The following is a 13,883-nucleotide window of genomic DNA, read 5'->3' as shown; positions in this document are numbered from 1 at the left end:
GGAGCAGAGGATGCCCAAGCAGACCCGCGCACAGCGCGAATGGCGCCCCGGACAGGTCAAGGCACCACGGTCGGTGAAGACGCTGTTCGCCTCCACCGTGCTGTGCCTGGAAGCGGTGCTGATGTTCTTCTTCAGCCTCATGGCCTGGGGACTGAACCAGAACGAGTCCTACGCCTGGTGGCTGTTCGGCGGCTCGATCGCCCTGGCGGTCGTTCTGGTCCTCACCTGCGCCATCCTGCAGCGCCCCGGCGGCTACGTCTTCGGCTGGATTCTGCAGTTCGTGATGCTCTTCGGCTTCATCGGCGTGGCCCTGGTGACCAGCGAAGGCCTGATCGTGCCGCTGGCCGCGATCCCCGGGGTGGCCTTCATGGCCTGCTGGTGGTACGCGCTGAACAAGGGCGAACAGCTCGACGACGAAAAGCTCGACCGATTCCGGGCCGAACAGGCCCTGGCAGAGAACCCGACAAGTGAGGAGCACAAGAATGACTGAACGTACCCTGATCCTGGTCAAGCCCGACGGTGTTGAACGAGGCCTGACCGGCGAGATCCTGCGCCGTGTTGAGGCCAAGGGCTACCGGATCACCGCGCTGCAGCAGATCAGCGCGAGCACCGAGCAGCTGGCGCAGCACTACGCAGAACACGAGGGCAAGCCGTTCTACCAGCCGCTGGTGGACTTCATGCTCTCCGGCCCGGTGGTCGCCGCCGTGGTCGAGGGTGAGCGCGTCATCGAAGGCTTCCGCTCCCTGGCCGGCACCACCGAGCCCACCACGGCAGCGCCGGGCACCATCCGTGGCGACCTCGGTCGGGACTGGGGCGAGAAGGTCCAGAAGAACCTGGTCCACGGCTCCGACTCGGTGGAGTCCGCCGAGCGTGAGATCGGCATCTGGTTCAGCTGAACCAGGACCGGCCCTCAGCACGGCTCAGAGCCTGAACACGACGAAGGCCCCGGGGAATCATCTCCCGGGGCCTTCGTCATGCAGGCTCAGCGAATACGGCTGCTGCCGGCCTTCTTCGGCCGGGAGCCGGAGGTGAAGTCGACCTTGATCGGGTCCAGCCGCAGCCGGGTGCGTTCGTAGACCACCTTGGCCGCGCGGGTGCGCCCGTTGGACTTGTGCGAGGTGTACTCCTCGTACTGCTCGCAGACCCACTGCGGGTCGCCGTCGGCGAGCATCTCGCCCTGTTCGATCCAGATCACCCGGGTGCACATCTGTTTGATGGTGCCCAGCGAGTGCGAGACCAGGAAGACGGCACCGGCATTGGCGCGCACCTCGTCGAGGCGCTCCTTGGTGCGGGCCCGGAACTGCGCGTCACCGGTGTTCAGCGCCTCATCGATCAACAGGATGTCCGGGTCCACGGAGGTCGCGATGGCGAACTGCAGACGCGAGGACATGCCCGAGGAATAGGTCTTCAGCGGCATCTCCAGGGCATCGCTGAGCCCTGAGATCTCGACGATCTGTTCGTATTTCGCCGCCGTCTGCTCGGGGGAGAGCCCCATGGCCAGGCAGCCGAGCCGGATGTTCTCCCGGCCGGAGATCTCTTTGACCAGGGCGGCGTTGACGCCGAGCATCACCGGCGTCGAGGTGGCGTAGACCTCGCCGCTGGTGGGGCGGACCTTGCCGGTGAGCAGCTTCATCAAGGTGGACTTGCCGGACCCGTTGGTGCCGATCACGCCGACGGATTCGCCGCGATTGACGATGAAGCTCAGGTTCGACAGGGCGTGGACCTCGGCCCAGCCGGCGCCGGTGATCCGCTTGAGGCCGCGAGAGATTCGCCCCCCGGAATCGTTGTTGCCCGTGGAGGAGCGCACCCGGTAGGTCATGGAGGCGTCGTCGACGACCATGCACACGTTCTCAGGATCCACGGTCTGGATCACCGGAGTCTGCTGGGTGAAGGGATGCTCATCCCAGGCCTCAGCCCGTCCGGCGGCGTCGTCGAGCTCGATGGCGAGGTCCTGGGCGATCAGATCAGCCTCAGAGTCAGTGTGCCGACGTGGGACATAGGGCGTTGAGGTGCTCATCGTTCTTTACCGTAGCTCTCTTCACCGTGCCAGAAGATCAGGAAGCCGATGAGCATGGAGCCCGCCGCCCAGGAGCCCAGGACGATCCAGCGGGCGGGGTCGGCGAAACCGTCGTAGAGCCACGCGTGCCGGAGGATGTCCAGGACGCAGAACAGCGGATTGAGGCCCATCACGGTGTCCAGCCAGTCCACTCCGAGGTCGGAGTAGCGATCTGCGGAGAAGAAGACCGCCGAGGTGTAGAACAGGATCCGGGTGCTGAAGCTGATCAGATGTTTCACGTCGTTGTGCGCGTTGACCGCGCGGGCCAGGGCCAGAGACCAGCCGAGCATCACCATCAGGGCCAAGGCGATGCAGGGGAAGAAGAGCAGCCAGTGCCAGGTCAGGGTGATCGGGATCGACTCCGCCCCGCCGAGCCGCATGTCGCCGATGCTCAGCACCAGCAGCGCCATCACGAAGAACATCGGAATGCTCGAGAAGAGCTCGCGGACCGTGGTGGAGATGACCAGGCAGGCTCGGGGGAAATTGAAGGCCTGGACGACCTTCTGGTTGCCCGCGATGGCGTTGGCACCGCCTGAGACGGCTGCCGTGAAGAAGCGGAAGGTGAACACGCCGATGATCAGGTAACCGATGAAGTTGTCGATGCCGCGGCCGGTGTTCAACAGCAGGCCGAAGACGAAGAAATAAGCCGTTCCGAACAGGACCGGATTCAGGATCATCCAGATCCGGCCCAGTGAGTCGTAGCTGTTGGCGGAGGAGACGCGGGAGTGCGAGTCGTAATACAGGAAGTGGCGGAAGGACCAGATCTCCCGGATGTAGCGGAAGAGCCCGGGGCGGGCGCCGACCCGGATGAGGTTGCTGCCATCAAGTTGAGCGACCCTGCGAGCGTCGCCCGGCTCCGTGGGTCCACCGGCGCGCTCTAGAGCAGGTGCGGCCATGGTCGTTTCCTTCCTGATGCCTCGATCCGGCAGGGATGCCGTCTCGTTCTCGCTGTCATCTTGCCTCGTTCTGCGAAACGCGCGGACTCGAGGTGCAGGACCGGTTGAGCGCCTGCGAGTCTATCAGCGTCCCCACCCAACACCGGGTCAGCTGGCCGGGGCAGAGAAGAGCCCCGGGACGGACTCCCGGAGCTCACGCTCCAGATGCGGCACCATGGTCTCGACATATTCGTTGGTCAGGTGGTGGCTGTCTCGATAGACCAGGACATTGCCGATCACGGCCGAGCATTGACGGTCGGGGCAGAAGTGCTCGGTGAGATCCAGGCTGTAGGTGTTCTCTGGCAGGTCCAGATCTTCCAGCGGGTTGACCTCCGCGTACTTGCCGTAGTCCGGGGCGCAGTCCAGCTCGTCTCCGCCCTCGGCCAGGCAGTCGGGGACATTATGCTCCTGCCGAGGTGTTCCACGGAGCAGCAGCAGTTCCGACCCGGCGTCTGTGATCGCCTGCCACTGCTCTTCGGCGCCCTCATGGATGCTCTCAGTGCCAGTGTCCTGGGGGATTGTGGTGCCCGGAGTCACCACCAGGTCAGGCTGGTGTTCGGTGAGAACCTCGGGAAAGCCGGCGAGCCATTCGTCGCAGGTGTTGGGATCCTCGGTGTCGAGACCGCGGAACACGCATCCGCCCTTGGTGGCGACCAGCACCTCCCAGTCGTGCTTCTCGGCCAGGATGATCCACGCGTTGTGCCAGTGGCCCGCGTGGGAGCCGCCGGCGAGCATGATGGTCTTGGCGGGGTTCTCCGGCTGGGCGGGATCCTCGCAGACCAGCACCTCTCCGGATCCTGGCTGATCCCCGGTGGGCTGGTGGCAGTCGGTGCGCGCGTATTCGGGCACGCGCCGGGAGATGCCGCCGAGTTCCGGGTAGAACTCGACGTCGTGCGCGGCGTTCTCCGCCTGGATGATGTCCGCACCGGGATAGAGCTTGCGATCCACCCCCGCCATGGCGAGGCCGTCCTGCTGAGGGTCGGTGGTCACCTGGACGTAGGCAGTAGCTCCGAGGCCGCCGACCACAAGCGTGCTTGCGGCCAGGGCCAGGGTCATGGCTCTCCTCGGCCTTGCTGGGTTCTCGGCGCTGGAGCTGCGGGCCAGGGGCTGCTCGATGAAACGGTGGGTCGCCCAGCCCAGCAGCAGGGAGAGAGCGAGCACGATCACTGCGTCGGTGGGTCTGAGCCCGGAGTCGCCGCGGAACTCGAGGGTGAAGATGAGCAGCGGCCAGTGCCACAGGAAGAGCCCGTAGGCGATGTCACCGAGCCGGGTGAACGGCGTGGTGGACAGCAGCGCCGCGGCGCTGACCGGCCTGCGCTGCTCATCCGAGCCGGACGGAGCCGTCGAGACCAGGATCAGCGCCATGCCCATCAGGGGCCACAGCGCCCAGGGTCCGGGGAAGAGCGCCGCCCCGTCCAGGACGAAGCCACAGCTGATCACGAGTCCCAGGCCCAGCCAGCCCGCAGCGGTGCGCGCGGCGCGTGGAATCACGAGCCTGGCACCGAACAGGGCCAACAGCCCGCCGAAGCCCAGCTCCCAGATCCGCGTCTGGGTGAGCAGATACGCCTCTGCCTGATTCTGCTGCTGGACGAGAAGCGCGGCTGCGAAGGAGGCGATCATCAGCAGCATGATCAGCGTCGCCATAGTGGCGGTGAGGGAGAACCGGGACCGCCGGGCCCACCAGACGGCGAGCAGAGCCACCGCGGGCCAGATCAGATAGAACTGCCCCTGGACGGAGAGGGACCAGAAATGCTGAAAAGGGCTGGTCTCCGCGCCTGCCGCCTCGTAGGACAGCTGAGATCGGATCAGTTCAAAGTTCTCGAAGTAGAGCAGCGAGGCGCGCGCCTCGGTGACGAGCTGCGCGTGTCGGGTGAGCGGGAGCAGGATCAGGCCTGCAGTCGTGGTGACCGCGATGACCAGTGCCGCAGGCGCCAGGATCCGCTTCGCAAGGCGCACGAAGTAGCGCAGGAGGTCGATCTTCCCCGTCGAACCCGCCTCCCGCAGCAGCATGGCGGTGAACAGGAAGCCCGAGATGGCCAGGAAGATGTCGATGCCCCCGGAGACCCTGCCCGCACCGAAGAGGTGGAACAGCACGACGCCGGCGATGGCAAGTCCGCGCAGACCGTGCAGCTCGGGCCGGTGGCGACGCTCAGGGAGGGACCCGGTGCCGGACTCAAAGGGTCCGGTGGCGCGGGCATCTAGGGCGGGGACTGGTCGAGGCATTGAAACGAGGGTAACCGAGAGGTGCGCCGGATTCGTGGAAGCCCGCCCGAGATCAGAAGAGGTGGGGCATCTCTTGTCGGAGCTCAGCGTCGAGGATCGGCGCCAGGGATTCCACGTAGTGGTTGGAGAGATGGCTGTGATCGTAGTAGACGGCGATGTTCCCGATCACTGCGGGGCAGACCTCCGCCTCGCAGAGATGCTCGGTCAGGTCAACGGAGTAGATCCCCGCAGGCAGTTCGGGGTCGGCAAGCGGATTCTGCTGCTGGTAGCTGACCGGATCCATTCCGCAGCTCGTCCCGTCACCACCTTCGGCCAGACAATCAGCCACAGAATCTTCTCCGCGCGGGGTCCCGCGCATCAGCAGCAGGTCGGCTCCGCGGTCCATGATGGCCTGCCACTGGGCGGGCGCGCCATCAGGGATGTTCTCCTCCGAGTCATCATTGGGCACCCGGGTGCCGGCAGAGAACACCAGGTCCGGCCCTCGAGTCTCGATGAGGTCCAGCAGGCCCTGGTTCCATTCGTGGCACTCGCTCTCCTGCGGATCTGTGGGTTCGGCGAGCACGCAGCCGGACATGTCGGCGATCAGGAGCTCCCAGTTGTTCTCCGCCGCGATGATCCGCCAGGCATGGTGCCACTGTCCCGCATGAGAGCCACCGGTGATGAGGACGGTCAGCTCTGGATCGGTGGGCTGACCAGGGTCCTCGCAGATCAAGACCTCCCCGCCTGCTCCGTCGTTGTTCTCCCGACGGCAGTCCCACCCGTAGTAGTCCGGACGAGTCTGGCTCAAGGTCTGCGGATCCGGGACGAATTCCACGTCATCGGGAACGTCGATGCCACCCAGAGTGCTCAGCGCCCCCGGGTGGTCGTCCCGGTCGAGGTCGGCGAGCGAGGGAGACCCCGTGCTTTCCAAGTCGATCTGATGCAGCCCGTAGCTGGTGAGCGAGCCGCCTAGCAGAAGCGTCACGGCGGCAATGCGCAGCGGGTCCCGGGAGCCTGTCCTGGGGCGCGCGTTGATCGGCTTTTCCACCAAGGAATGTGTCGCGACCGCGAGCACCAGGGACGCGCCCAGGACGACTACGGCGCCGGATGCGTCCAGGACGCTCTCGTCGTTGAGCTGGAGGAAGAAGACCAGCAGCGGCCAGTGCCAGAGATAGAGCGCGTAGGCGTGGTCTCCGACCCAGGTGAAGGGCTGTCGGGACAGCACTCGGGTGGCGCTGTTGGCAGTATCGGCTGCGCCTCCACTCGGTCCTGCCGACGCCAGCACCAGGGCGAGTCCCAGGAGCGGCCACAGCGCCCAGGGGCCGGGGAACACCTCGGCACCGTTGAACACGAATCCGGTGGAGACAATCAGCGCCACCCCAGCCCAGCCCAGCGGTGCGCGCCACGGCTGCCGCACACTGAGCCGGGCGCCGCACAGCGCCAGCAACCCTCCGAAGCAGAGTTCCCACACCCTGGTGCGGGTCATCAGATATGCGGCGTCCTGATTGGCCTCCCCCATGTATACCGCGTAGCCGAAGGACGCGGCCATGATCACACCGACCAGGACGCCCATGACCAGGATCGGACCGCGGTGCAGGCGCCTGGCCAGGAGGACGGCGAGCAGCGCCACCGCGGGCCAGACCAGATAGAACTGGCCCTGCACCGACAGCGACCAGAAGTGCTGGAACGGACTGGAGTCGGGTCCCGCAGCGTCATACCCGAGCTGGGAGGTGGTGAGCTCTACATTCTCGAAGTACAGCAAGGACGCTCGAGCCTCGGCGAGGAGCTGTCCGTGGCGGGTCTCGGGCATCAGCCAGAGCCCGGCCAGCGTCGTTGCCGCGATGACCAGGGCGGCAGCAGGCAGCAGGCGTCGGGCCAACCGTGCGACGTATTGCCCGATCCGAATCGTGCCTCGGTTCTCGACTGCCTCCCTGAGGAGCATCGAAGTGAACAGAAACCCTGAGATTGCCAGGAAGATGTCGATGCCGCCGGAGATCCGGCCGGCGCCGAAGAGGTGGAACAGGACGACCCCGAGGATCGCCAGGCCGCGCAGTCCGTGCAGCTCTGGTCGGTAGCGCCGTTCCGGAGCGCTCCAGGGGGCGGGGGCAGGTGGGGAGTCTTCAGTCGAGCGGAGCAAGCCGGTCCCCATCACGCAGCGGAGTCCGCCAGCATCCGACTGATGACAGCGGGCGCTGGAGAGCGCCAGGTGCCGAACGTGGGGTATCGATGCAGAGACATGTCCGCACTGTCGGTGACATCGGTGACGACCGCCTCGGCGGTTTCGCTCAGGTCACTCACCCGAAGATCAACCCCTCCCGCAGGCAGTCCGGGAACCGCCCACAGGGCATCGACCGCCAGCCGACGCAGCGGGGCGCTGAGCATCGCCGTGACGTCGAGGGTGACGCCTCCCGCCTTGGGATTCGACGTCCCACTGATATCACGCACTTCCCCGACTGGAAGAGTCACCAGGGGATCGAGCCCCAGGTCAGCCAGCGCGTCGGCGCTGATGTCCGGTGGAGACTCGGCTAGAAAGGCGTTTCGACCGCGGGCCGCAACTGCATCTCGGGCGAGAGTCGCCACGGTTGAGCGTCCGTCGCCGACGATGAAGAGCGGAAGCCGTGCCAGTGCGCCGACCACCGCCTCACCGACGACATAGACCCGAAGATCGGCTCCCGGGACGAACTGCTCGACGAGGAGGTTCTTGGCGCGCCACAGTGGAGACTTCTCCTGCGGCTGGGCTGACTCCCAGGCATGCGCCAGTTCCTGGTGGCTCGAAACATCTGTGGAGATCCCGTCGCCGTGTCTGCCGGCTTGGGGTTTGACCGTGACGGAGCCACCGAGTCCGGCCATGTAGTCTCGGGCTCCCTGCAGGTCTCGCACACTGAACCCACGCCCGACCGGGGTGGGAACGCTCGCCGATTCAAGGCAGTCCTTGACCAGCGCGCGTGATCGCATGACCGTCTTCGCCAGATCGCTCGTCAGCGAGGTGGTGAGCTGGTGGAACCCGCCGATGACCCGGCCGTTCCGGGTGAACGTGCGGTAGCCTTTATGGACCTCAAGGATGCCAGCCTTGCCCTTCTTGGCCGCATCGAGCAAGAGGATGTTGTTGGACTTGAAGGTTGAGTACTCTTCCGGCGCGCTCCAGTCAATCGAGTCGAAGCGGGCGATGAGGCGGCGGCTGGGATCGCTCGGGTCGCGGAATCTCTCGGCTCGTCGTCGCCGCTCGGAGCGCCTAGCCTGATCCGCCGACGAGGTCGAGTCCGTTGCACTTGCCATCGCTATGAATCTCCTCGTCGGTCCAGATTGGTAGTGGTGCTGATCCAGTCTAGGCCGCGTCGGGACGGGGGAGTCTCCCTCTGCTTCGCCCGTCCTGCGGATAGGCTGTTTTCGTCGGTGTGGAGCGGGCACGTCCCCGCTGCACGCCACCAGCCGCAGAATTCGTCACACCTGGCGACACCAGCGAAAGAGGAATCCACGCTATGAAGCGAATCATGCCCATCTACGGGACACGTCCCGAGGCCATCAAGATGGCACCGATCGTCAAGGCGCTGCAGGCCAGCGAGCTCTTCGAGTGCGAGGTCACCGTGACCGGCCAGCACCGCGAGATGCTGGACCAGGTCAACGAGCTCTTCGGCATCGTGCCGGACCATGACCTGAACATCATCCAGCCCCGGCAGACGCTCAACGGGGTGCTGACCCGCACAGTCACCGGACTGGACGCGATCTTCGCGCGGAACAAGCCCGACGCCGTCGTCGTCCAGGGTGACACGACCACCACCACCGCCGGCGCGATGGCCGCGTTCTACTCCGGGATCCCGGTGATCCACGCCGAGGCCGGGCTGCGCTCGTTCAACCTCTACTCACCGTTCCCCGAAGAGGCGAACCGCAAGATGACCAGCCAGATCACCGCGCTGCACCTGGCTCCCACCGGGCAGTCCCGGGACAACCTGCTGCGCGAGGCGCTGCCGGCGCAGGACATAGTGGTCACCGGCAACACCGTGATCGACGCGCTGCTCGAGGTCGCGAGCAAGCATGTGCCGTTCGCCGATGCCCAGCTTGAAGACGCGGCGGCCTCCGGCCGGGACGTCCTGCTGGTCACCACCCACCGACGCGAGAACCAGGGCTCCGCCATGGAGGGCGTGGGCCGCGCGCTGGCCCGCCTGGCCAACCGGTACCCCGAGAAGCTGATCGTGCTTCCGGCGCACCGCAACCCGGTGGTCCGCGAAGCGATCCTTCCCGCCCTGGCTGGGCACGAGAACGTGATCGTCACCGAGCCGCTGCCCTACGGCGAGTTCACCCGGCTGATGAATCTCTCCACCGTGGTGCTCACCGACTCCGGCGGCGTGCAGGAGGAGGCCCCCTCCCTGGGCAAGCCGGTGCTGGTGATGCGGGACAACACCGAACGCCCCGAGGCCGTGGACGCCGGCACCGTCCGGCTCATCGGCACCGCCGAGGAACGAGTGGTCGAAGAGGTCGCCGCGCTCTTCGACGACCCGGACGCCTATTCCGCGATGGCCAATGCGGTGAACCCCTACGGCGACGGCCACGCCGCGCAGCGCACCGTGGCGGCGATCGCTGCGATGTTCGGGCTCGGGGAACGGATGGAAGACTTCCAGCCCAGCCCCGCCGAGTCCGGCGGAGTGTGAGTCCACCCCCGTGCACCTGAAGACCCTGACGGTCCGCGGATTCAAGTCCTTCGCCTCGGCCACGACCTTCGAGTTCGAACCCGGGGTCACCGCCGTGGTGGGTCCCAACGGGTCGGGCAAGTCCAACGTGGTCGACGCCCTGGCCTGGGTCATGGGCGAGCAGGGCGCGAAGTCACTGCGCGGCGGCACCATGGAGGACGTCATCTTCGCCGGCACCACCGAGCGCCAGCCGCTGGGCCGAGCCTCGGTGTCGCTGACCATCGACAACTCCGACGGTGCGCTGCCGATCGAATACTCCGAGGTCACGATCTCCCGGACGATGTTCCGCACCGGGGGCAGCGACTACACGATCAACGGTGCCAAGTGTCGGCTGCTCGACATCCAGGAGCTGCTCTCGGACTCCGGGCTGGGCCGGGAGATGCATGTGATCGTCGGTCAGGGGCAGCTGGATCAGATCCTCCAGGCCACCCCGGAGCAGCGGCGCGGCTTCGTCGAAGAGGCAGCCGGAGTTCTGAAGCACCGGCGCCGCCGGGAACGCAGCGTGCGCAAGCTCGAATCGATGCAGACCAACCTCTCCCGCCTCGAGGACCTGATCGGTGAGATCTCCCGGCAGCTCGCGCCGCTGGGCCGCCAGGCCCGAGTAGCCCGCCGCGCCCAGCGCATCCAGCATGATTTGCGCGATTCGCTCTCCCGGATCATCGCCGATGATTTGGTCCGCGCGGCCACCGCTCTGCACGAATCCAGCCAGGGCGAACAGCAGGACCGGGACGCCGCCGAGCAGCTCCGAGCCTCGCTCGCGGCGCAGGACGCGGAGATCGCGCAGCTGGAGAAGCAGGCCGCAGATCAGCGCGCCCACGTCGAGAAGCTGCTGGCGGGACACCACCGGCTCGAGCGGGTCCAGGAGCGACTGCGCTCGGTGGCCTCCCTGGCTCAAGAACGAGCTCGCAGCCTTCGGGCCTCCGCCGTGGTGCAGCAGTCCGGCCGCGACCCGGAGGCGCTGCGCGCTCAGGCCCAGTCCGTGGCCGAGGCCGCCGCCGAGCTCGACGCCGAGGTCACCGCGAACCGGGAACGGCTGGAACGCTGCTCTGCCGCGCGGGCGCAGGCCGAGGAGGCCTTGAAGGTGGAGGAGACCCGGCTGACCGAGCAGCTGCGCGCCGTCGCAGACCGTCGCGCCGGGCTGGCCACGCTGCGCGGCCGGGTGGACACCGCCCAGGGCCGGATCGACGCGGCGCAGGCGCGTCGTCGCCGTGCGCGGGAGCAGGGCGACGCCGCCCGGGCGGCCCAGAAGCGTGCCCGCAGCGAGTTCGCCGAGCTCGAGCAGCGCCTCGCCGGCGTCGAGACCGGCGAAGCTGATCTCGACGCCGACTATGAGGCTGCGCATCAGCGACTTGAGACGCTGCGCACCGGCTACGACGAACAGCTCGCCGCGCAGCAGCGGCTGCGCACGCAGATCAATGAACACCGCGCCCGGCTCTCGGGGCTCTCCGCGGCCCGCACCCCTCGCGACGGCGCCGCGGCGCTGCTGCGAGACCGGGCCGAGGACATCGAGGCGCCGCTGGCGCACCGGCTGCGCATCACCCGTGGCTGGGAGACCGCGATCGCCGCCTGCCTGGGCAGTCTGGACGCGGCACTCATCGTGAAGGACGCCGAGACTGCCGCGGAGGCGCTGGGCTGGCTCGCCGCGGAGGACGCCGGCCGGGCACACCTGATCCACCCGGTGCTCACCGGGACCGATACCCGTTCCGAGCAGGTCTCCGCCGGGCTGCCAGACGCTGAGCTTCCCGCGCTTCCCGAGGGCGCGGCCTGGGCCCACCAGGTGGTCAGCGTCGCCGAGGACCAGCAGATCCCGGTGCACGCTGCCCTTGCCGGGGTCGTGCTCTGCGCCGACCAGCCGCAGGCCGCCGGGCTGCTCCAGCGGTCTGAGGTGCGCGCCGCGGTGACCAGTGAAGGGATCATCCTGCGCGCCGGTGAGCGGATCGGTGGCACGGTGCTGGAGAACTCCGATGTGGCGATCACCGCCGAGATCGCCGAGCTCACCGAGGCCGTGGAGCAGCGGGAGCTCGAGCTCGAGGCGCTCGCCGCCGCCTCCGCATCGGATGAATCGGAGGTCAATGCCGCGGAGCTGCGTGTGGAGGCGACCCTGCAGGCTCTGCACGCCAACGACGCCGAGCTGCATGCCATGACCGAACAGCTCGCGCGGCTCCACGCGGAGATGGCGCGCTCCGCCGAGCGGATCGAGACCTCTGACCAGGAGGCCCATGCAGCGCAGTCCTCGGCCGCCGAGGCGCAGCAGCAGTGCCAGGAGGCTCAGTCACGGCTGGAGGCCGCGCAGAGCGAAGACATCGAGGAGGAGCCCTCCAGCGCCGAGCGGGATCGTCTCTCGGCAGCCGCCGCGGCGCGGCGCCGTGAAGAGGTCGACGCCCGCCTGGAGCTGCGCGCCGCCGAGGAGCAGCATAAACAGATGCTTGAGCGGGCCGCCGCGCTGAGGCGCAGCGCCTCCGCTGAAGAGACCCGCAGGGAACAAGCCCAGAAGGTCGCGGAGGCTCGCAGCTCCCGCGCCCAGGCGGCCGAGACCATTCAGGGCGAGGCCGAAACCGCCTTCCAGGCACTGAACGAGGTCCTGCGCCGCTCGGAGACGACGCGCACCGTCGCCGAAACTGCCGGGGCGGCCACCCAGGAGCGCACCACCACGCTGCGCGCCGCACGCCGGAACGACGCCGCCGAGCTGGAGACGCTCACCGCAGCGCTGCACCGGGCCGAGCTGACCCGCACCGAGCTGCGCCTGAGCCTGGAGGCCGCGGAGGCCCGCGGACTCGAGGAGCTCAGTCTCACCGCGGAGTATCTCATCGAGCACTACGGGCCGGACCAGCTGGTGCCACACGCCGAGACGCCGGAGACCGACGAGCGCACCGGTGCGTCCCCGGAGCTCGAGCGCGGAGTGCCCTTCGATCGCTCGGAGCAGGAGAAGCGGCTCACCCGCGCGCGCCGTGATCTGAAGGCACTCGGCAAGGTCAACCCGCTGGCGCTGGAGGAACATTCTGCCCTCGAGGAGCGCCATACCTACCTGCAGGAGCAGCTGGCCGACCTCAAGAGGTCTCGGCAGGATCTGCTCGAGATCATCGCGGATGTCGATGCCACCGTGGAGAAGGTGTTCACCGAGGCCTGGCTCGACACCAAGATGCAGTTCGAACGGGTCTTCGCCCGGCTCTTCCCCGGCGGCGAGGGCCGATTGGAGCTGACCAACCCCGAAGACATGCTCAACACCGGAATCGAGGTGCAGGCGAGGCCTCCCGGCAAACGGATCCGCCGGCTCTCGCTGCTCTCCGGGGGAGAACGGTCACTGACCGCCGTCGCGCTGCTGGTCGCGATCTTCAAGGCTCGGCCAAGCCCGTTCTATGTGATGGACGAGGTGGAGGCCGCGCTCGACGATACGAACCTTTCACGGCTGCTGGTGATCTTCGAGGAGCTCCGCGAGTCCTCCCAGCTGATCATCATCACCCACCAGAAGCGCACCATGGAGATCGCCGACGCGCTCTACGGGGTGTCGATGCGGCAGGACGGCTCCACCCGGGTGGTCTCGCAGCGCCTCGGCGCGGCGCAGGAGATCAGTGGCGCAGAGCTCACCACGCCGTGACTCTGCGGTAGGAGCCGGCGATGATCTCCTCAAGCACCGCGAGATCCACCTGATCCAAGCGTGGGATGTAGAGACATCCGACGCCGGTGCTGTGCGGACCGAGCCGGTCCAGCGCCTCGGCGTGCGCCTCGACCCCGTCGGGCAGATAGATCGTGGTGGCCTGCCAGCGGGCGGCGAAGCCCGCCGCCGGGGCGTCGCCCTCGCGGCCCGAGGCATAGCGGTAGTGGTAGGCCCCGAAGCCGATGATGCTGCCCCAGAGCTGCGGCTCCTCGGCCGTGACCCGCCGCATCAGCTCCACCATGGTCCGAGCGTCACGCTGCCGAACCTTCGGCGTGATCGCGCTCAAGAAGACGTCCAGGCTGCCGGCAGTGGGTTCCATCGAAACGCCTCTCGTGATGAAGTGCCCCTAT

At 67.5% G+C, this 13,883-nt stretch carries 10 protein-coding genes; 4 read left to right on the top strand and 6 right to left on the bottom strand.

Features of this window, described 5'->3' with window-relative positions; translation table 11 throughout:
- Positions 1–10 precede the first annotated feature (10 nt).
- Together EV640_RS06565 and ndk are read left to right on the top strand one after the other, a co-directional pair.
- Positions 11–490: a DUF4233 domain-containing protein gene (locus EV640_RS06565; RefSeq protein WP_036476391.1), complete on the top strand. Its 480-nt coding sequence runs from the start codon at positions 11–13 to the stop codon at positions 488–490.
- Positions 483–896, top strand: a complete 414-nt coding sequence (ndk, locus tag EV640_RS06560; protein ID WP_036476389.1) for a nucleoside-diphosphate kinase — start codon at positions 483–485, stop codon at positions 894–896. The genes EV640_RS06565 and ndk overlap by 8 nt, the downstream gene beginning before the upstream one ends.
- Positions 897–982: 86 nt before the next feature.
- On the opposite strand, the gene EV640_RS06555 is transcribed toward ndk, so the two are convergent.
- From EV640_RS06555 to EV640_RS06535, 5 genes are all read right to left on the bottom strand, one after another.
- Positions 983–2,017, bottom strand: coding sequence for an ABC transporter ATP-binding protein (locus EV640_RS06555; protein WP_084479640.1), 1,035 nt, complete (start codon positions 2,015–2,017; stop codon positions 983–985).
- Positions 2,014–2,952 carry an ABC transporter permease gene (locus EV640_RS06550; protein WP_051501303.1) on the bottom strand — a complete coding sequence of 313 codons (939 nt, stop codon included), beginning with the start codon at positions 2,950–2,952 and terminating at the stop codon, positions 2,014–2,016. Before EV640_RS06550 ends, EV640_RS06555 begins: the two co-directional genes overlap by 4 nt.
- A 147-nt stretch (positions 2,953–3,099) precedes the next feature.
- A complete protein-coding gene (locus EV640_RS06545; protein WP_133726124.1) occupies positions 3,100–5,214 on the bottom strand; it encodes an acyltransferase family protein in 2,115 nt (704 codons plus the stop codon).
- A gap of 52 nt (positions 5,215–5,266) precedes the next feature.
- A complete protein-coding gene (locus tag EV640_RS06540) occupies positions 5,267–7,330 on the bottom strand; it encodes an acyltransferase family protein (RefSeq protein WP_161634828.1) in 2,064 nt (687 codons plus the stop codon).
- An 11-nt stretch (positions 7,331–7,341) separates the two neighbouring features.
- A complete protein-coding gene (locus EV640_RS06535; protein WP_133726122.1) occupies positions 7,342–8,601 on the bottom strand; it encodes a hypothetical protein in 1,260 nt (419 codons plus the stop codon).
- Between the two features lie 71 nt (positions 8,602–8,672).
- Here EV640_RS06535 and wecB point away from each other — a divergent pair, with 71 nt between their 5' ends.
- Both wecB and smc read left to right on the top strand, forming a co-directional pair.
- Positions 8,673–9,839 (top strand): non-hydrolyzing UDP-N-acetylglucosamine 2-epimerase, encoded by a 1,167-nt coding sequence (wecB, locus tag EV640_RS06530; RefSeq protein ID WP_036476381.1) that lies wholly within the window; start codon positions 8,673–8,675, stop codon positions 9,837–9,839.
- A gap of 10 nt (positions 9,840–9,849) precedes the next feature.
- Positions 9,850–13,473 (top strand): chromosome segregation protein SMC, encoded by a 3,624-nt coding sequence (gene smc, locus EV640_RS06525; protein ID WP_208292189.1) that lies wholly within the window; start codon positions 9,850–9,852, stop codon positions 13,471–13,473.
- Here smc and EV640_RS06520 read toward each other — a convergent pair.
- A complete protein-coding gene (locus EV640_RS06520; RefSeq protein ID WP_133726121.1) occupies positions 13,460–13,852 on the bottom strand; it encodes a DUF1801 domain-containing protein in 393 nt (130 codons plus the stop codon). The genes smc and EV640_RS06520 overlap by 14 nt on opposite strands.
- Between the last annotated feature and the right edge of the window lie 31 nt (positions 13,853–13,883).

Source organism: Nesterenkonia aurantiaca, from assembly GCF_004364585.1.
Classification (GTDB): Bacteria; Actinomycetota; Actinomycetes; order Actinomycetales; family Micrococcaceae; genus Nesterenkonia; species Nesterenkonia aurantiaca.
Note: the sequence above shows the minus strand (reverse complement) of the source record. Positions and strands in the feature narration are given on the sequence as shown.